The organism is Chromobacterium piscinae, assembly GCF_021129175.1.
Taxonomy (GTDB): domain Bacteria; phylum Pseudomonadota; class Gammaproteobacteria; order Burkholderiales; family Chromobacteriaceae; genus Chromobacterium; species Chromobacterium piscinae.
In genome coordinates this window covers 15,975-37,618 of the sequence record NZ_JAJOHV010000090.1, presented here as the reverse complement: position 1 = coordinate 37,618, position 21,644 = coordinate 15,975, and the positions used below count along the sequence as shown (strand labels likewise).

Annotated in this window: 18 protein-coding genes; 12 read left to right on the top strand and 6 right to left on the bottom strand. The window is 61.9% G+C overall.

What is annotated here, in order from left to right; translation table 11 throughout:
- The 9 genes from LQR33_RS19965 to LQR33_RS19925 all read left to right on the top strand — a co-directional run.
- On the top strand, positions 1–859 hold an 859-nt coding region (locus LQR33_RS19965), incomplete at its 5' end, for an efflux transporter outer membrane subunit (protein ID WP_231470182.1).
- A gap of 291 nt (positions 860–1,150) precedes the next feature.
- Complete coding sequence (fdnG, locus tag LQR33_RS19960; protein ID WP_231470181.1) at positions 1,151–4,207, top strand: formate dehydrogenase-N subunit alpha; 3,057 nt, start codon at positions 1,151–1,153, stop codon at positions 4,205–4,207.
- A gap of 12 nt (positions 4,208–4,219) precedes the next feature.
- Positions 4,220–5,107 carry a formate dehydrogenase subunit beta gene (gene fdxH / locus LQR33_RS19955; RefSeq protein ID WP_231470180.1) on the top strand — a complete coding sequence of 296 codons (888 nt, stop codon included), beginning with the start codon at positions 4,220–4,222 and terminating at the stop codon, positions 5,105–5,107.
- Complete coding sequence (locus LQR33_RS19950; RefSeq protein WP_166439773.1) at positions 5,104–5,721, top strand: formate dehydrogenase subunit gamma; 618 nt, start codon at positions 5,104–5,106, stop codon at positions 5,719–5,721. Before fdxH ends, LQR33_RS19950 begins: the two co-directional genes overlap by 4 nt.
- 369 nt (positions 5,722–6,090) lie before the next feature.
- The gene (fdhE, locus tag LQR33_RS19945; RefSeq protein ID WP_231177398.1) at positions 6,091–6,981 is read left to right on the top strand and encodes a formate dehydrogenase accessory protein FdhE domain-containing protein; all 891 of its coding nucleotides are present in this window, start codon (positions 6,091–6,093) and stop codon (positions 6,979–6,981) included.
- An 80-nt stretch (positions 6,982–7,061) separates the two neighbouring features.
- The gene (gene rstA / locus LQR33_RS19940; RefSeq protein WP_166439775.1) at positions 7,062–7,775 is read left to right on the top strand and encodes a two-component system response regulator RstA; all 714 of its coding nucleotides are present in this window, start codon (positions 7,062–7,064) and stop codon (positions 7,773–7,775) included.
- A 6-nt stretch (positions 7,776–7,781) separates the two neighbouring features.
- The gene (rstB, locus tag LQR33_RS19935) at positions 7,782–9,056 is read left to right on the top strand and encodes a two-component system sensor histidine kinase RstB (RefSeq protein WP_031295477.1); all 1,275 of its coding nucleotides are present in this window, start codon (positions 7,782–7,784) and stop codon (positions 9,054–9,056) included.
- Between the two features lie 131 nt (positions 9,057–9,187).
- Positions 9,188–10,090: a hypothetical protein gene (locus tag LQR33_RS19930; protein WP_070979674.1), complete on the top strand. Its 903-nt coding sequence runs from the start codon at positions 9,188–9,190 to the stop codon at positions 10,088–10,090.
- Between the two features lie 89 nt (positions 10,091–10,179).
- Positions 10,180–10,989, top strand: coding sequence for a trypsin-like serine peptidase (locus tag LQR33_RS19925; protein ID WP_166439777.1), 810 nt, complete (start codon positions 10,180–10,182; stop codon positions 10,987–10,989).
- A 51-nt stretch (positions 10,990–11,040) separates the two neighbouring features.
- Here LQR33_RS19925 and rph read toward each other — a convergent pair whose 3' ends face one another.
- From rph to LQR33_RS19910, 3 genes are read right to left on the bottom strand one after another with little or no spacing between them, the layout of a single operon-like run.
- The gene (gene rph / locus LQR33_RS19920; RefSeq protein WP_104945292.1) at positions 11,041–11,757 is read right to left on the bottom strand and encodes a ribonuclease PH; all 717 of its coding nucleotides are present in this window, start codon (positions 11,755–11,757) and stop codon (positions 11,041–11,043) included.
- A 52-nt stretch (positions 11,758–11,809) separates the two neighbouring features.
- Positions 11,810–12,688, bottom strand: coding sequence for a PP2C family protein-serine/threonine phosphatase (locus LQR33_RS19915; RefSeq protein WP_166439778.1), 879 nt, complete (start codon positions 12,686–12,688; stop codon positions 11,810–11,812).
- On the bottom strand, positions 12,685–13,596 hold the full coding sequence (locus LQR33_RS19910) for a serine/threonine protein kinase (protein ID WP_231177401.1): 912 nt from the start codon (positions 13,594–13,596) through the stop codon (positions 12,685–12,687). Before LQR33_RS19910 ends, LQR33_RS19915 begins: the two co-directional genes overlap by 4 nt.
- Before the next feature lie 158 nt (positions 13,597–13,754).
- Here LQR33_RS19910 and LQR33_RS19905 point away from each other — a divergent pair, with 158 nt between their 5' ends.
- Positions 13,755–14,621: a YicC/YloC family endoribonuclease gene (locus LQR33_RS19905; RefSeq protein WP_166439780.1), complete on the top strand. Its 867-nt coding sequence runs from the start codon at positions 13,755–13,757 to the stop codon at positions 14,619–14,621.
- Between the two features lie 454 nt (positions 14,622–15,075).
- Complete coding sequence (locus LQR33_RS19900) at positions 15,076–16,236, top strand: chromate transporter (protein WP_231470179.1); 1,161 nt, start codon at positions 15,076–15,078, stop codon at positions 16,234–16,236.
- A 457-nt stretch (positions 16,237–16,693) separates the two neighbouring features.
- On the opposite strand, the gene LQR33_RS19895 is transcribed toward LQR33_RS19900, so the two are convergent.
- Positions 16,694–18,298, bottom strand: a complete 1,605-nt coding sequence (locus LQR33_RS19895) for a B12-binding domain-containing radical SAM protein (RefSeq protein ID WP_221668575.1) — start codon at positions 18,296–18,298, stop codon at positions 16,694–16,696.
- 730 nt (positions 18,299–19,028) lie between these two features.
- Between LQR33_RS19895 and LQR33_RS19890 the strand changes: the two genes are divergently transcribed.
- On the top strand, positions 19,029–20,657 hold the full coding sequence (locus LQR33_RS19890; protein WP_221668576.1) for a methyl-accepting chemotaxis protein: 1,629 nt from the start codon (positions 19,029–19,031) through the stop codon (positions 20,655–20,657).
- A gap of 67 nt (positions 20,658–20,724) precedes the next feature.
- Here the strand turns inward: LQR33_RS19890 and LQR33_RS19885 are convergent, their stop codons facing one another.
- Both LQR33_RS19885 and LQR33_RS19880 read right to left on the bottom strand, forming a co-directional pair.
- On the bottom strand, positions 20,725–21,174 hold the full coding sequence (locus tag LQR33_RS19885) for a hypothetical protein (RefSeq protein ID WP_166439784.1): 450 nt from the start codon (positions 21,172–21,174) through the stop codon (positions 20,725–20,727).
- A 117-nt stretch (positions 21,175–21,291) separates the two neighbouring features.
- Positions 21,292–21,561: a DUF3761 domain-containing protein gene (locus LQR33_RS19880; RefSeq protein WP_166439785.1), complete on the bottom strand. Its 270-nt coding sequence runs from the start codon at positions 21,559–21,561 to the stop codon at positions 21,292–21,294.
- Positions 21,562–21,644 lie beyond the last annotated feature (83 nt).

The window sequence follows — 21,644 nt, the reverse complement described above, 5'->3', positions numbered from 1 at the left end:
GGACGAAGAAATCCGGCTGCTGGACGGCATCCTCGACGCGCAGCAGTGGGGGCTGGAGCTGACCGGCATCCGCCGCCGGGCGGGCCTGGCCTCCGCCGGCGACGAAGCGCAGCAGGCCGCTTCCGTGGCCGCCAGCCGTGCCCAGCGCGAGCTGCTGCTCAATCAACGCCGCGCCAGCGAAGACCTGCTGGCCACGCTCAGCGGCGCGCCGGCGCCCTCGTTCCGGCTGGCATCCGGCTCGCTGCCTGCCGACTTGCCGGCTTTGCCGAGCGGCGCGCCCAGCGATCTGCTGCAGCGCCGCCCCGACATCGCATCCGCCGAGCGGGCGATGGCCGCCGCCAATGCCCAGATCGGTATCGCCAAGGCCGCCTACTTCCCGCAACTAACGCTGGCTCCGGCCTACATCGGCAGCGAATCGACCGGCCTCGCCAATCTGTTCTCCACGCCGGCGCTGATCTGGGGCATCGGCCTGCAGGCGACGCAAACCTTGTTCGACAACGGCAAGACCCGCGCCGGCATCGACTACGCCGAGGCTGGCTACCGCGCCGCGCTGGCCAGCTATCGCCAAACCGTGCTGCAGGCGGTGCAGGAAACCCAGGACGCGCTGAACGCGCTGCATGGATTGGATGCCGCGCGCCGCCAGCAGGACGAGGCGGTACGCAACCAGGACAAGGCCTACGCCGTCAGCCAGCTGCGCTATCGCGAAGGCCTGGACAGCGCGCTGGCTTTGGCGAGCGCCCGCCAAAGCCAGCTGGCGGCGCAACGGACACTGGCGCAGCTGCGCGGCGGCCAACTGGCAGCCAGCGTCGGTCTGCTCAAGGCGCTAGGCGGAGGCTGGCACAATGATTCGCCAAACTGATAGTTTTAATCAATAAACTGCAAATAGTAATAAAACTGCTACAAATAACAGGACGGGCCGGCGGGACACCTCCCCGCCGCCAGCCGGTTTACCGCAGCGGTCTGGTTCCATTCGCGCCATTCATCGCGCAGCCTCCCCGCCCCGGGTTCCGGCTTGCCCCGCAAAAGCCATGTCAATAAGGTGGTCATTAGCCCTTCATCGGAGTAGCATAAAAGAATAAAGATTCAGAAATAAAATCCACTTGGTTTATCCGTTCGCCTCCGGTAGCGCGGGTACTCTGGAGGAAAGACGATGCAAGTCACCCGACGCCAGCTGTTCAAGCTGACCGCTGCTCAGCTGGGCGCATCCAGCCTGGTCGCCATGGGCTTCGCGCCGCAGCTGGCCTTGGCCGAAGTCAGGCAGTTCAAGCTGATGGGCGCGCGCGAAACCCGCAACACCTGTACCTACTGCTCCGTCGGCTGCGGCCTGATCCTGTACGGGCTGGGCGACGGCGCCAAGAACACGCACGGCGAGATCTACCATATCGAGGGCGATCCGGACCATCCGGTCAGCCGCGGCTCGCTCTGTCCCAAGGGCGCCGGCCTGCTCGACTTCATCCACAGCCCCAAGCGGCTGAAATACCCGGAAGTGCGCGAGGCTGGCAGCAGCGAGTGGAAACGCGTCAGCTGGGACGAGGCGATTGCCCGCATCGCCCGCCTGATGAAGGACGACCGCGACGCGCATATCGTCGAGAAAAACGCCGCCGGCGTGCCGATCAACCGCTGGCTGTCCACCGCGATGCTGACTGCGTCGGCCGGCTCCAACGAAACCGGCATCATCTCGCAGAAATTCATCCGCAGCCTGGGCATCGTCGCCACCGACGCCCAGGCCCGCGTCTGCCACGGTCCGACAGTATCGGCGCTGGCCTCCACCTTCGGCCGCGGCGCGATGACCAACAGCTGGGTGGACATCAAGAACGCCGACTTCATCCTGGTGATGGGCGGCAACGCCGCCGAGGCCCACCCGGTGGGCTTCAAGTGGGCGATAGAGGCGAAGAAGACGCGCGGCACGCGGCTGATCGTGGTCGATCCGCGCTACAACCGCACGGCCTCGGTGTCCGATCTCTATCTCCCCATCCGCGTCGGCTCCGACATCGCCTTCCTGGGCGGCGTGATCAACTGGCTGATCAAGAACGACAAGATCCACTGGGACTACGTCAAGGCCTACACCAACGCCGCGCTGATCGTCCGCGACGACTACCGCTTCGACGAAGGCCTGTTCTCCGGCTACGACGCCACCAAGGGCAAGTACGACAAGAGCAGCTGGAACTACGAGCTGGGCGACGACGGCTACGCCAAAACCGATCCGACGCTGCAGCACCCGCGCTGCGTGTGGCAGTTGTTGAAGCAGCACTACTCGCGCTATACGCCGGAAGTGGTCAACACCATCTGCGGCACGCCGGTGGACGGTTTTCTGCAGGTGTGCAAGGAACTGGGCGAAACCGCCCGCCCGGACCGGGCCGGCACCATCCTGTACGCGCTGGGCTGGACCCAGCACACCACCGGCTCGCAGAACATCCGCACCATGGCGATGATCCAATTGCTGCTGGGCAACATCGGCATGCCCGGCGGCGGCGTCAACGCGCTGCGCGGCCACTCCAACATCCAGGGCCTGTCCGACCTGGGCCTGCTGTCCACCCAGCTGCCCGGCTACCTGACGCTGCCGAGCGAAGCCGACCACCCGGACCTGGCCACTTATCTGGCCAAGACCACGCCCAAGGCCCTGCAGGCCAACCAGTTCAATTACTGGAGCAACACGCCCAAGTTCTTCGTCAGCCTGATGAAATGGATGTGGGGCGACAACGCGAGCAAGGAAAACGACTGGGGCTACGACTGGCTGCCCAAGTGGGACAAGATGTACGACGTGCTGCACATGGCCGAGCTGATGTACCAGGGCAAGATGAACGGTTTCATCGTCCAGGGCTTCAACCCGCTGGCCAGCTTCCCGGACGCCGCCAAAGTGACCGAGGCCTTCTCCAAGCTCAAGTACATGGTGATCATCGACCCGATCGCCACCGAGACCTCCACCTTCTGGCAAAACCACGGCGAAGCGCACGACGTCGACCCGGCCAAGATCCAGACCACGGTGTTCCGGCTGCCATCCACCTGTTTCGCCGAGGAGGACGGCTCCATCGTCAACTCCGCGCGCTGGCTGCAATGGCATTGGAAAGGCGCTGAGCCGCCGGGCCAGGCCAGGGGCGACAACGAGATCATCGGCGAGCTGTTCGTCGCCATCCGCGACCTCTACCGCAAGGAAGGCGGCAAGCTGGCCGAGCCCATACTCAAGACCAGCTGGGCCTACCGCAATCCCAAAGCCCCGACGCCCAGCGAGCTGGCGATGGAAATGAACGGCAAGGCGCTGGCCGACCTGCCGGACCCGGCCGACCCGAGCAAGACCTTGGTGAAGAAGGGCGAGCAAATTCCCGGCTTCGCCGTGCTGCAGGACGACGGCCGCACCTCCTGCGCCTGTTGGATCTTCTCCGGCTGCTGGCCGCAGGCCGGCAACCAGATGGCGCGCCGAGACAACACCGACACCGGCCTCGGCAACACGCCGGGCTGGTCGTGGTCGTGGCCAGCCAACCGCCGCATCCTTTACAACCGCGCCTCCTGTGATCCGTCCGGCAAGCCGTGGGACCCGAAGCGCAAGCTGATCAGCTGGAACGGTGACAAATGGGTGGGCGGCGACGTGCCGGACTTCAAGGCCGACGCCGCCCCAGATTCCGGCATGATGCCCTTCATCATGAACCCGGAAGGCGTGGGCCGGCTGTTCTGCGCCGACAAGCTGGTGGACGGCCCCTTCCCCGAACACTACGAACCGATGGAAAGCCCGATCGGCACCAACCCGCTGCACCCCAAAGTGGTATCCAGCCCGGCGGTGCGGTTGTTCGACAGCGACAAGAAGCGGCTGGGCACGCATAAAGACTTCCCCTACGTCGGGACGACTTACCGCCTGACCGAGCATTTCCAGTTCTGGACCAAGTCGGTGCTCTTGAGCGCCATCGCCCAGCCCGAGCAATTCGTCGAGATCGGCGAAGCCTTGGCCCGCGAAAAAGGCATCGTCCAGGGCGACATGGTCAAGGTCAGCTCCAACCGCGGCTTCGTCAAAGCCAAGGCGGTGGTGACCAAGCGCTTGATGGCGCTGAAGGTCAACGGCCAAACCGTGCACCAGATCGGCATCCCGCTGCACTGGGGCTGGGAGGGCGTGGCGCGGCCGGGCTATCTGACCAACTCGCTGCCGCCCGCGGTCGGAGACTGCAACACCCAGACGCCCGAGTACAAGGCCTTCCTGGTCAAGCTGGAAAAACTGTAAGGAGCCCGGCTCATGCCATTGCAATCCCTGGATATCCACCGCCGCTCCGCCAGCCCGACCGAAAGCCCCAAGGTCCGCCAGACGCTGGAAGTGGCCAAGCTGATCGACACCTCCACCTGCATCGGCTGCAAGGCCTGCCAGGTGGCCTGTTCCGAATGGAACGACATCCGCGAGGAAGTCGGCCACAACATCGGCGTCTACGACAACCCCACCGACCTGTCCGCCAAAGCCTGGACGGTGATGCGCTTCGCCGAGGAGGAAAGCAACGGCAAGCTGGAGTGGCTGATCCGCAAGGACGGCTGCATGCACTGCGCCGACCCCGGCTGTTTGAAAGCCTGTCCGTCGCCGGGCGCCATCGTCCAGTACAGCAACGGCATCGTCGACTTCCACCAGGAAAACTGCATAGGCTGCGGCTACTGCATCGCCGGCTGTCCGTTCAACATCCCGCGCATCAGCAAGGAAGACAACAAGGCCTACAAGTGCACGCTATGCTCGGACCGCGTCGCCGTCGGCCTGGAGCCGGCCTGCGTCAAGACCTGTCCCACCGGGGCCATCCAGTTCGGCTCCAAGGAAGACATGAAGGAAGTGGCGGCGGAACGGGTGGCCGACCTGCAGCGGCGCGGCTATCAGCATGTCGGCCTGTACGACCCTCAAGGCGTCGGCGGCACCCACGTGATGTACGTACTGCACCACGCCGACAAGCCGGAGCAGTATTCCGGCCTGCCCAACAACCCGGAGATCAGCCCCACCGTGCAATTGTGGAAGGGCTTGCTCAAACCGCTGGCGACGATAGGCATCGCCGCCGCCGGCCTGTTCGGCTTCCTGCACTACATCACCGTCGGACCCAACCGCGCCGATGACGACGAGGAAAGCGAAACCCGCGAGGAGGACAAGCGATGAAAGAAAAACTGCTGCAGCGCTACAGCGCCGCCGAGCGGATCAATCACTGGATCGTCGCCATCTGCTTCGTCCTGCTGGCGCTGTCCGGCCTGGCGCTGTTCTACCCGGCCTTCTTCTGGCTGACCGGCGTGTTCGGCACGCCGCAGCTGGCGCGCATGGTGCACCCCTTCGTCGGCGTGCTGATGTTCGTCGGCTTTTTCGTCCAATTTTTCCGCTACTGGCGGCGCAACCTGATCAACAGCCAGGACATCAAGTGGATGATGGCGGTGAAGGACGTGCTGCGCGGCCATGAGACCGTAGAGGTAGGCAAATACAACGGCGGCCAGAAGGCGATGTTCTGGATCATGACCCTATGCGTGGCCACCATGCTGGTCACCGGCATCATCGCCTGGCGCCAGTACTTTTCCGGCTATTTCCCGATCCCGGTAATCCGCCTCGCCCTGTTGCTGCACGCCTGGGCGGCCACCGCGCTGATCGCCAGCATCATCGTCCACGTCTACGCCGCGCTGTGGGTGAAGGGCACGATACGGGCGATGGTGGAAGGGGTGGTCACCCATGCCTGGGCCAAGAAGCATCATCCAGGCTGGTATAAGGAAATGATGGGGAAGAAATAGGATCATGATCCTGCAGCTGCAGGCGGGCCTTAGAGCTTGGCCTTATGAGCACCTGGACAACGGAGCGACAATCATCCCCTTCTGCACGCGCCGCCCAGAAAGCGGCTGGCAAGGTTTTAAGCCGCCGATTTGTTCGACGCCGCGCGACGCTAGCGCGCGGCGAGTTTCGGCGGCGCCTTGCCAACCGCTTTTTGAGCGCGGTTTCGCGGGCTGCAGGGGCGGCCGGGGATCGCTAAGGGGCTGGCCGCACAGCCCCTGGCCCGTCCGGCGGGCGGAACCGCCACCTAAATATCGTCCGCGCAGCGGACACAACCCAGATACTGTCTCAATACGCTAGGCTACTCTCAAAATAAATCGCCGCGACTAACCATGACCCCCACCCAACCCATCCTGCCGGCCGAACAGATACTCGCCGGCGACGCCCCCCTGATGAGCCTGCCCGTGCTGCGGCCGCCGACCGGCATCTTCGCCCGCCGCGCCGCGCGGCTGCTGCAATTGGCCGACGGCCACTCGATGGCCGATTTTCTGCGGCTGTGCGCCGCCATCTGCCAGCAGCAGCAAGCCTTGCACGACGCCTCCCGGCTCGATCCGCGCGCCGCGCTGGAAAAACTGGCCCAGGCGCTGGCGCCGCAGCTGCCCGCCCCCGTCCAGGCCAGTCTTGATTCCCTGCTGGCGTTGGACGCCGCCGCACTCAGCCGGCTGGCCGAGCATCTGATCAACGGCGACTATCCGTCCGACGGTCCCTTGTTCGCTGCGCTGCCGCTGCTGGGCGCAGCCTTGCAGGCTCAGGCCACCCGCAGCATCCGCCAGCGGCCGCTGCCCGAGCCGCAGAGCCAGGAAGCGCGTTGCCCATGCTGCGGCGGCCTGCCGCTGGCCTCGCTGCTGCTGCGCGGCGACAGCGGCCACGCCCAGCGCTACGTGGTGTGCTCGATGTGCAGCCACGCCTGGCCGGTAGGCCGGGTGCGCTGCCTATCCTGCGGCAACAGCCGGGATCTGCATTACTACTCGCTGGCGGCGCAGGACCATGTCCCCGCCGACCCCAACCATCGGCAACCTCATCAGGAACGCGGCGCGCGCGAAGTGGAAGCCTGCGGCGAATGCCATGGCGCGCTGAAGCAGATTTCCTTGCTGCTCGATGCCGATGCGGAGGCCGGCGCCGACGATCTGGCCAGCCTGGCGCTGGACCTGCTGGCCGGCGAGGCCGGTTTCGCGCGCATCGGCTTCAATCCGCTGTTCCTGCCCGGCCGGGAGCCCGCCTGAGCGGCTGTCCGCACTTGAGCCGCGGCTCCCGGCGCGAGATACTTGCCGGCAAACCGCCAATCAACTGCATGGATACCCGCATGACCCATCGCATCGTATTCGTCGAAGACGACGCCGACCTCGCCGAACTGATCAGCGATTTCCTGTCCCGCCACGAAATGGAAGTGGTGATCGAACCGCGCGGCGACGCCGCGCTGGACACCATCGCCCGCGAAGCGCCGGACATGGTGCTGCTGGACATCATGCTGCCGGGCAAGGACGGCCTGTCGATCTGCCGCGAGCTGCGGCCCAAGTTCGACGGCCCCATCATCATGCTGACCTCGCTGGACAGCGACATGAACCAGATCCTGGGCCTGGAGCTGGGCGCCAACGACTACATCCTGAAAACCACGCCGCCGTCGGTGCTGGTGGCCCGGCTGCGCGCGCAGCTGCGCAATCTGCGCCCGGCCCAACCCGTCGAGGCGCAGCCGGCCAAGGGTTCGCGCAAGGCGGTGTTCGGCCAGCTGTCGATCGACCCGGTCAGCCGCGACGTGGTGCTGGCCGGCGAGAAGATCCCGCTGTCCACCTCCGACTTCGACCTGCTGTGGCTCTTGGCCAGCCACGCCGGCGAAACCCTGAACCGCGACTTGCTGCTGAAGGAAATGCGCGGCGTCGATTACGACGGCCTGGACCGCAGCATAGACGTGGCGATCTCGCGGCTGCGCAAGAAACTAGGCGACAACCCCAGCGAGCCGTTCCGCATCAAGACCGTGCGCAACCGCGGTTACCTGTTCTCGCTGTCCGGCTGGGAGTAAGCGCGGATGCGCCGCCTTTTCGTCCAGTTCTACCTGCTGCTGATGGCCTGCTTCCTGGTCGCGGTAGTCATGGTCGGCGTGGTGTACAAGCAGGCGGTCGACGACGTCGGCGAACGCTATCTGGCCGACCTGCTGCGCACCACGCTGTCGCTGATCGAAGCCGACCTGCGCGGCGTGCCGGAAGACCGCTGGAGCGAGACCCTGGCCAACGCCGACTACGGCTTCACCTTCCGCGTGAAGGTGGAGAAGATGAGCAACTACATCCTCGACGAAGAATCGAGAGAGGCGCTCGACCGCGGCGAAATCGTGATGCTGGAGGACAAATACCTGTTCCTGCAGAAGCTGCAGGACAGCAACTATCTATTAGTGGCCGGCCCGCTGCGCTACCTGTTCTTCCTGCACCGGCTCAAGTGGTTCGACTACGCGTTGCTGGGCCTCTTGGGCCTGTCGCTGGCGATTCCGGTGTTCCTTTGGATGCGCCCCCACTGGCGCGACCTGGTGGCGCTGGAGCGCACCGCCGGCCTGCTGGCCAACGGCGACCTGTCCGCCCGCGTCGACCTGCCGCCGCATTCGGGCGTCCACCATCTCGGCGTCGCCTTCAACCACATGGCCGACAATATCGGCGCGCTGATCAACAGCAAGAAGACGCTGACCAACGCCGTCGCCCACGAGCTGCGCACGCCGCTGGCGCGGCTGCGCTACCGGCTGGCGCTGCTGGAGGGCGATGAAGAAGCGCCGGAGCGGCAAGCCATCGAGCGCGACCTCACCGCCATCGACAAGCTGGTGGAGGAGCTGTTGTTCCACGCTCGGCTGGACCGCCCCGAAGCGCCGCTGACGCTGAGCAGCTTCAACGCGCTGCCCTGGGCGCGCGACCGCATCGCCGGCCAGGCGGCGCTGGCGCAGGAAATCCACTGGATCGAACCGGCCGGTGAAGAGCTCACCATCACCGCCGACGAACACCTGATCACCCGCGCGCTGGACAACCTGCTGTCCAACGCCCGCCGCCACGCCAACGCCGTCGTCGCCACCCACATCCTGGTCGACAAGCAGCAATGCTGCATCATCGTCGACGATGACGGCCCCGGCATCCCGGAGGAAGACCGCGAACGGGTGTTCGACCCCTTCATCCGCCTGGATGAAAGCCGCGGCCGCAAGACCGGCGGCCACGGCCTGGGGCTGGCCATCGTCGCCGGCATCGCCCGCGCTCACCGGGGCAGCATCAAGGTGGAAAGTTCGCCGATGGGCGGCGCGCGCTTTTTGCTTCGCTGGCCGACAGCCTAATGTACATTTTGTAACATTGAGATACACGCCTACCCTAGACGCTACATCTTGCCACCGATAGCATTCGCCCTGAATTAGGACTTCTTCGGGTCCGTTTCAACCCAATCGAAAGAAACTTAGGAGTTTCGTAAATGAAAAAGCTGGCTCTGCTCGCCCTGACCGCTGCTTTCAGCCTGGTGTCCGCTAACGGCTTCGCCGCTGAAAAGGCCGCCGCTTCCGCTCCGGCAATCCACAAGGCCAAGAAGGCCGAAAAGAAAAAAGTAGCTTCCGCTCAAAAGGCTCAAGCCGCCAAGGCTGACGCTTCCGCTCCGAAGGCCAAGAAGGCCAAGAAGCACGTAGCCAAGAAGGACGCTTCCGCTCAGAAGGCTCAAGCCGCCAAGGCCGACGCTTCCGCTCCGAAGGCCAAGAAGGCTCACAAGCACGCGGCTAAAAAGCACGCTGCCAAGAAAGAAGCTTCCGCTGCTCAAAAAGCCCAAGCCGCCAAGGCCGACGCTTCCGCTCCGAAGGCCAAGAAGGCCAAGAAGCACGTAGCCAAGAAAGAAGCCTCCGCTCAGAAAGCCCAAGCCGCTAAGGCCGACGCTTCCGCTCCGAAGGCCAAGAAGGCTCACAAGCACCACGCTAAGAAGCACGCTGCCAAGAAAGAAGCTTCCGCTGCTCAAAAAGCCCAAGCCGCCAAGGCCGACGCTTCCGCTCCGAAGGCCAAGAAGGCCAAGAAGCACGTAGCCAAGAAAGAAGCTTCCGCTCAGAAAGCCCAAGCCGCCAAGGCCGACGCTTCCGCTCCGAAAGCCAAGAAGGCTCACAAGCACCACGCTAAGAAGCACGCTGCCAAGAAAGAAGCTTCCGCTGCTCAAAAAGCCCAAGCCGCTAAGGCCGACGCTTCCGCTCCGGCTAAGAAGGCTGCCCACAAGCACGCCAAGAAGCACGTAGCCAAGAAAGAAGCTTCCGCCGCTCAAAAGGCTCAAGCTGCTAAGAAAGAAGCTTCCGCTCCGGCCAAGAAAGCCGGCAAGAAGAAGGCCGCTTCCGCTGCCAAGTAATTCCAGTGCCGACGCCGTCTGATCACTCAGCGGCATAGCATTGCACGGGGCGCTTCGGCGCCCCGTTTCCATTTCCAGGTGCCACCACGATGAAGCTGCCGCGCATTGCCCTCTGCCTCGCCCTGATCCCCGCCCTCGTCCAATCCGCTCCGCTGAGCAAAGAACACAAGATCCTGTTCTTCGGCAAGGACGACCGCGTGCTGGAAAAGCCCGAACGCGCGCCCTGGCGCAGCGTGGGCCAGCTGGAAACCCGCTCCCGCACCATCTGTACCGGCACCCTGGTCGCCCCGGACGTGGTGTTGACAGCCGGCCACTGCTTCGTCGACGAGAAGGGCCGTTTCGACCCCGCCACCAGCTTCACCGTCGGCCTGTGGGGCGACGAATACACGGCGCTGAGCCGCATCAAGGAAGTACAGGTGGACAAAGCCTTCCTCAAAGGCCTGATCCGCAAACGCGACGGCCTGTACATCCCGCCGCGCATCGCGCCGCGCGACTTCGCCTTCGTGCGGCTGGCCACGCCGCTGGGCAACAGCCAGGGCACGGTGCCGGTATTCTCCGGCGACGCCCAGGCATTGAAAACACTGCTGGCCAGACAGAACTGGACCATCACCCAGGGCGGCTACCCGGTGGACGATCAGCGCCATCTGCGCGCCCACCATGGCTGCAAAGCCACCGCGCTGCGCGGCGACGGCCGCCTCACCCACCGCTGCGACACGCTGGAGGGCAATAGCGGCTCGCCGATCTTCGTCATCGACGCCAAGGGCCAGGCCACCATCGTCGCCGTGCAAAGCTCGGCGCCGCCCGCCGCCCGCCGCAAGCTGGAAGACAATATGAGCGTGTCCGCGCCGGTGTTCCAGAAGGCGCTGCAAGCCTTCATCGCCAAATCGGCCAAGAAATGAAAAAGCCGCCCAAAGGCGGCTTTTCTCTGTCCAGCGGCCAGTCAGCGGGCTTCAAGCTTTCAATGCCCGCCGCTGATGCTCCAGCAATTCGGTAATGCCGTTGCGCGCCAGCGCCAGCATCGCCGCCATCTCCTCCTCGCTGAACGGCTCGCCCTCGGCAGTGCCCTGCACTTCGACGAAGCGGCCGCTGCCAGTCATCACCACGTTCATGTCGGTTTCACAGTCCGAATCTTCCAGATAGTCCAGATCCAGCACCGGCTGTCCCCGATATACGCCGACCGATACAGCCGCCACCTGGTCGCGCAAGGGGGTGACGCTCAACTTGCCTGCGTCGATCAGGCCCTGGATCGCGTCGGCCAGCGCGACATAGGCGCCGGTGATGCTGGCGGTGCGGGTGCCGCCGTCCGCCTGGATCACATCGCAGTCGATGACGATCTGACGCTCGCCCAGCTTGGCCAGGTCCGTCACAGCACGCAGGGAGCGGCCGATCAGGCGCTGGATCTCCTGGGTGCGGCCCGATTGCTTGCCGGCGGCGGACTCGCGGCGCATCCGGCTGCCGGTGGAGCGCGGCAGCATGCCGTACTCGGCGGTCACCCAGCCCTGCCCCTTGCCCTTGAGAAAAGACGGCACCGTTTCCTCGACGCTGGCAGTGCAGATCACCTTGGTGTCGCCGAACTCCACCAGCACCGAACCCTCGGCGTGCTTGGTGTAGGAGCGGGTCAGACGCACGACGCGCATCGCGTCGGCACTACGTTCGGAAGGTCGCATGATGGCCTTTGGAGGAAGAAATATCGGTGGCGATTATAGCAGTCGGGCGCGCTCAACTGTCCTTGCCCACCTGGCTGGCCAGTATTTCCTGATGCATGGTCGCCAGATTGGATTCCAGGATCAGCCTGTCCGCCTTCTGCGGCGGCGTCTTTTCCGTGTCCAAGACGTCGTCGCGCTCGCCCAGCGCCAAATCGTCCTCCAGCAGCGTCACCGCCACCGCAGACAGATTGTCGCCACCATTGCCCGCGCGGCGCTCGGCCACATTGATCAACGCCGGCATCACCTGGTTGACGCTGCGGCCGGAGAACACTTTTTCCAGCTCGGCGTCCTGCACCTGCGACCAAAGGCCGTCGGTGCAGAGCATGATGGAACAGCCCGGTCCGATGTCCTGCCGCTCGCCGATGTCGATGTCCGGCTCGCCCGACGCGCCCAGGCAGTTGTAGATCTTGTTGCGCTCGGGATGGGTTTTGGCTGCCTCCTCAGTCAGCAGGCCCTGATCGATCAGCCGCTGCACCTGGGAATGGTCGCGCGAGCGCAGGCGCAAGCCGCCGCCATCCAGCAGATACAGCCGGGAATCGCCGACATGGCACCAATACAAATAGCCGCGCTGCAGAATAGCCACCACCACCGTGGTGCTGGGCACGTCGGGCAGTCGGTGGTCGGTCGCGTATTCCAGAATCACCTGATGCACCGAGCTGATGGCGTTCACCAGAAAACGATTGGGGTGGCTGAGCAACGGCGCCGCCTGCTGGTAGAACAGCTCGCACAACAGGTCCACCGTGATCTGCGCGGCCACTTCACCGCGCATGTGGCCGCCCATGCCATCGGCCATCACCAGCATCACGGCTTCCTGAGTATGCGCAATGGCCAACCGGTCCTGATTGTAGCTGCGCCCCCCCACTCGGCTTTCCTGAAAAATAGAAAGCTTCATTCCTGCCCCTCCCTATCCCGGCCGCCGGCTAGGCCTTTTATCCAGCCCACTAGGCGATTTCCCTCTCCCGCGGACGGGCGCTCCGGTTGGCTGTACTCCGTCTGCTGCAGTATCTTCTGAATCTCCAGCACCGACGCCGGCCGCTCGTTCGGCTCCAAAGCCAGGCAACGATCGCACAAGGCGGTCATTTCGCGCGAATACAGATAACGGAAAGCCTGGCTGGCCGGCGACAGCAGATCCTGCTCGCACCGCTCCCGCGACGGCGGAGGCGTGGAGCCGCCCATGCAGACATACAGGCAAGCGCCGATCGCGTAGATATCGGTCCACGGCCCTAGCGGCTGGCTTTTGTCGTACTGCTCCGGCGCGGCGAACCCCGGCGTGTACATCGCAGCGAAATGCTTGTCTTGGCGCGACAAGGTCTGCCTCGACGCGCCAAAATCCAGTAGTAGCGGCACGCCGCTGCGCCGCAGATAGATATTGGCCGGCTTGATGTCCAGATGCAGCAGCCGCTGGCTGTGCACCTCCCGCAATCCAGAAAGCAGCGCCGCGAACCACTTGCGGATCAGCCTTTCCTCCATCCGTCCGCCAACCAGCTCCAGTTCCCGTCCCAGCGAACGACCATCAGCGTACTCCATCACCATGTAGACCGTCTGATTGGCCCGGAAGAAGTTGCTCACTCTCACCACCGCCGGGTGGGAAATGCCCGACAGCACTCGCCCCTCCTCAAAAAAGCATTTCAGCCCCAGGTTGAACGCGTCGCGATCCAGTTCGTGCGGCACCGTTATCGCGCGATCCTGCCTGCGCTCCGCCAGGTTGCGAGGCAGATATTCCTTGATTGCGAACTTGCGATCATCATCATCCAAGGCCAGGTAGACAATGCTGAAGCCACCCACCGACAGTTGGCGCACAATCGTATACTCGGCGAGCCGATAGCCTGCCGGAAGCGGAGTCTGCTTGCTAGATTGAGTCATCGAATGGCAGTTGTTATAGTGTCCACTGGCCCTGAATTGAGCTTAGCAAAGCAATTCGGGCCCAGCATTCGAAAATACCGATACAGGAGCTCCGCATGATATTGAGCATGACTGGCTTCGCCGCCGCCACTCGGGAATTCCCTGGCGGGATGTTGAGCCTGGAAATCCGCGCCGTCAATCACCGCTACCTGGACATCCAGATGCGGCTGCCGGAGGAACTGCGCATCATCGAACCGCAGCTGCGCGAGCAGATCGCCGCCCGCGTCACCCGCGGCAAGCTGGAGTGCCGCGTCGGCCTCAATCAGGTGGACAGTGCCGCGCCGACGCTGGAATTGAACCAGGCCTTCCTGAGCCGCCTGCTGGAAGTCTCGCGCGAAGTGCAAAAACAGAACGGCGACAATAAAGGCCTATCGGTCGGCGAACTGATGCGCTGGCCCGGCGTGCTGAAAAGCAATGAACTGGCGCCGGAAGTGCTGCACCAGCTGTGCCTGGACGCGCTGCAGACCGCGCTGGCAGACTTCAACGCCTCGCGCGGCCGCGAGGGCGAGAAGCTGAAGGCGGTGCTGATCGAGCGCATCGAGGCGATGGACGCCATCGTCGCCGCCATCAAGCCCAAGCTGCCGCAAATCCTGGAAAACTACATGGCCAAGCTGTCCGGCCGCCTGCAGGAAGCGCTGGGCAGCGTAGATGAGGATAGGCTGAAACAGGAGTTCGCGCTGTTCGCGCAAAAGATAGACGTGGACGAGGAGCTATCGCGCCTGACCACCCATCTTTCCGAAGTCCGCCGCATCCTCAAGTCTGGCGGCCAGTCCGGCAAGCGGCTTGATTTCCTGATGCAGGAGCTGAACCGCGAGGCCAACACGTTGGGCTCCAAATCAGTCTCCACCGACACCACCCAGGCCTCGGTAGAGCTGAAGGTGCTGATCGAGCAGATGCGCGAGCAGATCCAAAACATCGAGTAAGCTTTCACGACGCGTCACTGCGTGTCATTGAAACCACAAAAGCCCCGCCAGTCGGGGCTTTTTCATTTCAAGTCGCGCCGCGGCTGAGCAGAAAACCTGACGCATCGTCTTATAAAGGCCGCAAACCAAAAGGGCCTGCGCTGAAAATCGTGCCATCCACTTCGATTTATGCATAAGCGGCTGGTATTGTTAGTTGTGCAGTATGCATGCAAGCGTTTCGCGCATTCGATGATGAACTCTCTCTGATGCAGAGCTTGGGGCCCATCGCAAGGCCCTTTCGGAGCAATGTCCACAGGCCGCCCATTGTTCCCCCGTGGAAAACGACAGCCAGAGTTTCAAGCCTGCATAACTGCGACGAACAACTGCTGGTCGAGATGCCGCAAATGCTAGATTATTCATTGCATGCCCATTTCATGTCAGCAGGCCCATTGCCCGCTGGCCCAGGAGTCGAATCATGACCGTCTCCCCCATCGCGCCGGCCCAGTACTCCCTGTGGCAACTGACGCGTTATTTCCTGAGGCTGGGCGCGCTGGGCTTCGGCGGCCCGGTGGCGCTGGTTGGCTACATGCATCGCGACCTAGTCGAGCGGCGCGGCTGGATAGCCGAGGCCGATTACAAGGAAGGCCTCGCGCTGGCGCAGATTGCGCCGGGGCCGCTGGCGGCCCAACTGGCGATCTACCTGGGCTATGTCCATTACCGCGTGTTGGGCGCCACTGCGGCCGGTTTTGCCTTTGTGCTGCCGTCTTTCCTGATGGTGCTGGCGCTGGGCTGGGCCTACCAGGCCTTTGGCGGCCTGCCCTGGATGCAGGCGGTGTTCTATGGAGTGGGGGCCGCAGTGATCGGCATCATGGCGATCAGCGCGCACAAGCTGGCCATCAAGAACCTGAAAAGCGATCGGCTGCTATGGGCCATCTTCGCGGTACTGGCGCTGGTCACCATCGTCACCCAGTCGGAAATCGCCTGGCTGTTCATCACGGCCGGCCTGTTGGTCTGGCTGGCGCGCTGCCGGCCGCGGCCGTCTCCCGGCGCGCTGGGCGCGGCCCTGCCGCTGCCGCTGTTGCCCGCCGTGGCCGATCCTGGCCTGCTGCTGCAGCTGACCGTGTTTTTCGCCAAGGCCGGCGCCTTCGTTTTCGGTTCGGGCTTGGCCATCGTACCCTTCCTCTATGGCGGCATCGTTACCGAGCATCATTGGCTGACCGACAAGCAGTTCGTCGACGCGGTGGCGGTGGCGATGATCACGCCGGGGCCGGTGGTGATCACCACGGGCTTCATCGGCTATCTGGTGGCCGGCTTGCCCGGCGCGTACCTGGCGGCGCTGGCCACCTTCCTGCCGTGCTATCTGATAACGGTGCTGGCGGCGCCGCATTTCAAGAAGCACGGCAAGCGCCCAGGCCTGATGGCTTTCGTCGATGGCATCACCGCGGCGGCCATCGGAGCCATCGCAGGCTCGGTAGTGGTGCTGGCGCAACGTTCGCTGACCGACCTGCCCACCGCGCTGTTGGCGATCGCCACTGCTGCACTTCTTTGGCGGCTGAAGAAATTGCCGGAGCCGATCATCGTGGCCGCTGCAGCGCTGCTTGGCGTGGCGCTGTTTCCGCTGACTCATCATTTCTGAGCCGGCAAGTAGGAAGCACTCCCGTTATACATGTGCCCATAAAAAGAACGCAAGTCGCTCAACCCTTGCCCAAAAAAGGATTTGAGGCATCCACTCAATGAGTAGATCCAACATCGAATAAGTATCACAACGTGTAAGCGAAGCCCCAACGGCCCCGGCTGCCGGGGCTTTTTCTTTTCCGCCGAGCGACTCGCGCCTGCGGCCAAGTGCTGTGGATAGTCTGCACTAAATGGGTCCAGCTGTGGATAAATGCCGACCGCATCAGGCTCCTGAACGCGCGGTTCCCATCAGCCCACGAACCGTAGGCTTTTCATTTCGTTCCACCCAAAACGCATGTCGCAGCTTGTCGCCCCTTTAGAATCGCGATCAAAGTATGTCCTACACGAAGCCGCCAAACGTCAAGAGCCGCCCTCTCTCCTGAAAGGACGGCTCTTGGCTCTAGCCGACACATCTCGTACTACCCTGTTTTCAACTCGGCCTCAGCCCAATCCCGGAACGCCAAGGCATGATCCTGAAAATATTTACTCCAAAAGGGCGTCGCTTGCACCATGTCCGCCAACCGGGTCCATAGTTCCTCATCAACCGGCCCAACGCCCATCAATCTCTTGCACTCAATGATTTTATACATCGCCAGAGCATGGTCATTACGCAGCAACAAGACATTCTCGAATGTCTCCAATGCACGCTCATAGTTGCCGTATTTGATATCAGAGTTTCGCAGAAAATTCATTTCAAGATTGATATCATAAGCAATGGACTCAATTTGCGCAGGCGTAAAGTCCTTGGTTTCAACTACGCATCGCTTATAGCCCGCCATGCGTATATCGCCTTTTATCTGCCCATTTTTGACCGCATTGATGTACATCTCGCTGCCCGCCAATGGCGTGGCAACATTGATCCGATACCAGTTCGCATCCAGAGAGCGCAGGAATTCCCGGGTATCGTTGATGTCATTCAATGTTTCGCCAGGCATGCCGATGATGATGTTGCAATCGGTATAGATGCCCAAATCTCGGCAATCCGCAACAACCCGGTTGGTAATGGAAAGCTTCAGCGGCTTCTTCATCACCTCCTTCAACACTCTTGCGCTGCCTGATTCGACTGCGAGCGTCAACTGCCTGACGCCGGTACGGTGCAACTCCTCCAGCATGGGCCTATCCAGCGCATACAATGCAAGCGCATTCGGGAAGAAACAGGTCAAATTCAGCTTTTGCGCGATTTTCAAAACGCTGGCGGCCCATTCCTTGTCCCAAAGAAACATATCATCTTCGATAACCAGCGTATTGGGAGCATACTTTTCACATAGATCGAACAACTCGCGCTCTATCCTCTCTATCGTGAAGCTCCGCATTTTCCGTCCGTGCACCGTATGCGCGGCGCAAAATGTGCAATGAAATGGACAGCCCCGACTCCCCATATAAGTAATATAATTCGTCCTATCGCCAATCGAAGTATATGCTTTAATGGTTGGATTAAGGTGATAGTCCTTCAGATCAATGCAGTCATAATCCAAGTCCGGAATCTCATCCAGATTCGAGATAAAGTTATGCTGATACATCGCACCCTGCTTCAGATTCTCTTTAGTAATCCATTGAGCAGAGCCATTGCAATAATCAGCCTTGTTTTCCGCCGCCATCAGTTCTGTGATAGGCAGCTCACCCTCGCCAAAACAGAGCGCATCAAATGCATCTGGACTATCTGAAAAGAGCTCCCGGTACATGGTAGTCGGCAAATTGCCACCGCATATTCTGAATGCGCCAGGAAAAACCTTCTTGGCTACTTCAGCCAATGCCAGCAGATTGTCATAACCAGTAATGAAAAGAGATGAAAATCCTATCAAATCCGGCTCGAATCCAGACTGTTTGATAGATAGGAAAACCTCTTCAAACCAGTCATGGAACGAGGTTGCCTCCGGGCTATCCCATGTTTTATGTATTTCCGTATTGAAATCCACAACCTGGACCTCGGCATTGCATCTATCTTTCAACCAGGCGCTGATGGTCAAGACACCCAGCGGAACATCGGTGATCAAAACACCATATTTCCGTCCATTCTTATGCATCCAATACTTGCTGTTTGCGGACGGATTGACAAACGCCTCGAAGGTGATGTTAGGCGGGATAATCAATAAACACTTGGAAGACATTACTGACCTCGCTAACTTGCAATGAGAGGACTGCATCGATAATAGGCATCAGCATTATCGCCAACGCCCCTCATATGTCACATTTATTTCCCTATTACAACACCACCATGGTTTGGCAGATATTACGCCCAATCCCCGCAAAAGTACGAGCCGGTTCAACAGTGGTCAAGAGGCCCCAACTGTGCGGCCGAGAACGAGCCCCCCATGCTCCAGGGCGAAGGACGCTCACGCATTCTTGCAACGCTTCCTAAAGGATATCGGCGGCAAGCTGGCAATCTCAAGCCGCTCCTACCATATGACAGCAAGGTCTTGTCTTTGGACGATCACGCGCGGCATCCGAAGCCAAAGCCGGACAGCCTCTTGCAGGCCTGGCTCGCCTTCCGCCACGCTCGAGCATCCCCGGCGCATCCATAAACGAAGTAGAGATCGCACGCCGGCACGACGTTTCCACAGCCAAACAAGCCGTCATGGATCCTTCGTTCTAGACCAAACGCTCGCTGCCCCCAGTCCAGGCTCCCCACGAGCAACGCCCGGTCTTGTCATCGGAGCCGCAGATGCCGGAAACCTGTTGTCCTGCCATTCAGCACCTAATATGAAAATGGCTTTTTACATCCTCATGTAGCTGAATAAATCATGGAGAAGGACAATGCTTTATCAATTGACAGTCCGGCAGAAGCTCTTCATCGGCTTTGGTTCAGTGCTGATGATGCTGTTGGTCGTGGTGATCGTAGCGATGTTCAAAATGGATGGCATTCAGCAGAAATCGCGAGACATCATTGAGAATCGCTATCCCAAAGTGATGCTGATCGACCGCATCACGATCACCACCTTGGATATCGGCCGCGGCGTGCGCAATGCCATCATCACTACCGAACCGCAAACGATAGAATCGGAGATCGCCCAGGTGGAAAGCCTGCGCGCGAAAAATACGGAAAACCTGAGCAATCTGGACAAGGTCGTAGTGACGCCGCGGGGCCATGAGCTGATGGAGAAAGTAAAGCAGGCCCGCGCCGTGCTGGGCCAGCAATACGCGCCTTTGTATCAATTGGCCCGCTCGAATAAAAACGGCGAAGCCTATGTTTTCCTGAAACAGCATTTCGCTCCGGCCAACAATGCCTTCATGGCAGCATTGCGAGAGCTGGCTCAATATCAAGAAGAAAGGATGCAAAAAGCGGTTCAGGACGGTCAGGACAGCTATGCCCAGGCCCGCAACCTGATGACTGCGGTGGCGTTGCTATCGCTGACGCTGGGGGCGATGGCCGCATGGTTCATCTCCCGCCTGATCACCGCGCCGCTGCACCGATCGGCGCAACTGGTGCAGCAGATCAAACAGGGAGACCTATCCGGCGCCGACGAGCCGCTGCCGACCGCGCGCGACGAGGCGATCACCATCGCCCGCGACATTCAGGACATGCGCAAGGGACTGCGCGAAGTCGTGTCCAACATCCAGCAAAACGCGCACAACGTGTCCAACGCCGCCCGCGAATTGGCCAGCATGTCGGAAGAAGTGGCCGGCGGCGCGCAGCGACAGTCCGAAGCCACCACTTCGGCGGCCGCGACCATCGAGCAATTGACGGTCAGCATCAACCACGTCGCCGACAACGCCGACCAGGCATCCGGCCAGGCGCGCGCCGCCGGAGAGCTGGCCAGCCGCGGCGGCCACAATGTGCAAGCCTCCGTCGGCCAGATCGGCACCGTGACGCAGTCTGTCTCCAGCACCTCGGAGCAGATGCGGTCGCTGACCGATGAAGTGCAGCGCATCGGCAATATCGTCACCGTGATCCGCGACGTGGCCGACCAGACCAATCTATTGGCCTTGAACGCGGCGATCGAAGCTGCCCGCGCCGGAGAAATGGGCCGCGGCTTCGCCGTAGTGGCGGACGAGGTTCGGAAGCTTGCAGAGCGCACCACCAGTTCGGCTCAGGAGATCACTCAGATGATAGGCGCGATCCAGCAGAACGCCCACCGGGTAGTGGACAGCATGGCGGGCAGCCTGACCAGCGTGGAGGCGGTCTCGGGCAGCGCCAACGAGGCGAGCAGCTCGATGCAGGAAATAGAGAGCAGCACCCAATCCATCGTCGGCACCATCGCCAGCATCACCTCCAGCCTGGCGGAGCAACGGGCAGCCAGTTTGACGCTGGCGCAGAACATGGAGCAGGTGTCGCAGATGGCGGAACAGAACAGCGCGACGGTGGAGGAGCTGGCCACCACTTCGAGCGAGCTCAATTCTCTGTCGCAGAATCTGCAGCATGTCACCGCCCGCTTCAAATTGTGAGCGCAGTTCCGGCAGGCGATAAAACGGCGGCGGGGCTCTAGCCCCGCCTAGCGAATTGACCGCTCGGTCAGCGCGCCGCTAGTTGCGCCCGCGCCTGGCTTCGCGCCTGACGAGCGGCTGCGTCGGCATCCACTCCCGGCCTCAACGCATGAATGGCCTGGCCCAATGAATCACCGGACATCATCTTGTCTTTGAGTTCGCCGAAGGGAATGCCGAGATTGCTGCTGACGTGGACCGCAGCCACGAAGCTGCCCAGATTGCGGAAGCCGGCGGCGGCTTGCTGCACATCGGCGCCCGGCGGCAACTTCGCGGCCAAGCTGGCGGACAGCCGGGAATCACTGGCCAGCTTGTCTGAGACGCGCTTGCCTGAGGCCGCATCCGCCGCCCCCATTCCCGCGTGGGCCGCGCCATTGCCCTCGCCCTGTCCGTGGCCACCGCCATGCCCGCCAGGCGCAGACCACGCAGCCGGGCCCGCCAGCGCGAGCGCCACGCACAATAAGCAACTGATCGATCTCATCGCTCGCTCCTCCATCCCGTGCCCGGATCGGTGAACTGCTTTGACATGGGATATCCCATGAAATTCCTTACCAGACAAAGACTTGCGCAACCGACATTTCAATACCGCACTCCGCCGTCAGCGATACCATGCCGCCACGCCTCGATGGCCGGAACAGGTGCCTCGATGATGGGTGCTGAAGCTGTAGCTGCCATCTCGGCAGCGGGCGGTGGCGTTGGCCGGCTTGCTTTTGGCGTGGATGGGTTTATGCACCCGCACGCCATCATGATTGACGTAGCTGTCTTCGGTCACCAGATTGCTAGCCCCCGCCACTCGCTTGGCCATGGCTGGCTGCCAGGATAAGGCCAATACTGTCGCCAACACGGCGACTCTCGCTGCTGCCAACATTCACGCTCCTTGAGATTCCATGCCGCAAACGCGGCATTCAAAACTTAGCCAAACTATCTCGAGCATGATAATCCATGGAAAAT

Bases quoted from the DNA above. Each gene is read 5' to 3' on its own strand.
- fdxH (WP_231470180.1), top strand. From the start codon at position 4,220: ATGCCATTGCAATCCCTGGATATCCACCGCCGCTCCGCCAGCCCGACC.
- LQR33_RS19895 (WP_221668575.1), bottom strand. From the start codon at position 18,298: ATGCATAAGAATGGACGGAAATATGGTGTTTTGATCACCGATGTTCCG.
- rph (WP_104945292.1), bottom strand. From the start codon at position 11,757: ATGCGACCTTCCGAACGTAGTGCCGACGCGATGCGCGTCGTGCGTCTG.
- LQR33_RS19900 (WP_231470179.1), top strand. From the start codon at position 15,076: ATGACCGTCTCCCCCATCGCGCCGGCCCAGTACTCCCTGTGGCAACTG.
- LQR33_RS19890 (WP_221668576.1), top strand. From the start codon at position 19,029: ATGCTTTATCAATTGACAGTCCGGCAGAAGCTCTTCATCGGCTTTGGT.
- LQR33_RS19880 (WP_166439785.1), bottom strand. From the start codon at position 21,561: ATGTTGGCAGCAGCGAGAGTCGCCGTGTTGGCGACAGTATTGGCCTTA.
- LQR33_RS19950 (WP_166439773.1), top strand. From the start codon at position 5,104: ATGAAAGAAAAACTGCTGCAGCGCTACAGCGCCGCCGAGCGGATCAAT.
- LQR33_RS19915 (WP_166439778.1), bottom strand. From the start codon at position 12,688: ATGAAGCTTTCTATTTTTCAGGAAAGCCGAGTGGGGGGGCGCAGCTAC.
- rstB (WP_031295477.1), top strand. From the start codon at position 7,782: ATGCGCCGCCTTTTCGTCCAGTTCTACCTGCTGCTGATGGCCTGCTTC.
- LQR33_RS19885 (WP_166439784.1), bottom strand. From the start codon at position 21,174: ATGAGATCGATCAGTTGCTTATTGTGCGTGGCGCTCGCGCTGGCGGGC.
- LQR33_RS19930 (WP_070979674.1), top strand. From the start codon at position 9,188: ATGAAAAAGCTGGCTCTGCTCGCCCTGACCGCTGCTTTCAGCCTGGTG.
- LQR33_RS19925 (WP_166439777.1), top strand. From the start codon at position 10,180: ATGAAGCTGCCGCGCATTGCCCTCTGCCTCGCCCTGATCCCCGCCCTC.
- fdnG (WP_231470181.1), top strand. From the start codon at position 1,151: ATGCAAGTCACCCGACGCCAGCTGTTCAAGCTGACCGCTGCTCAGCTG.
- LQR33_RS19905 (WP_166439780.1), top strand. From the start codon at position 13,755: ATGATATTGAGCATGACTGGCTTCGCCGCCGCCACTCGGGAATTCCCT.
- rstA (WP_166439775.1), top strand. From the start codon at position 7,062: ATGACCCATCGCATCGTATTCGTCGAAGACGACGCCGACCTCGCCGAA.
- fdhE (WP_231177398.1), top strand. From the start codon at position 6,091: ATGACCCCCACCCAACCCATCCTGCCGGCCGAACAGATACTCGCCGGC.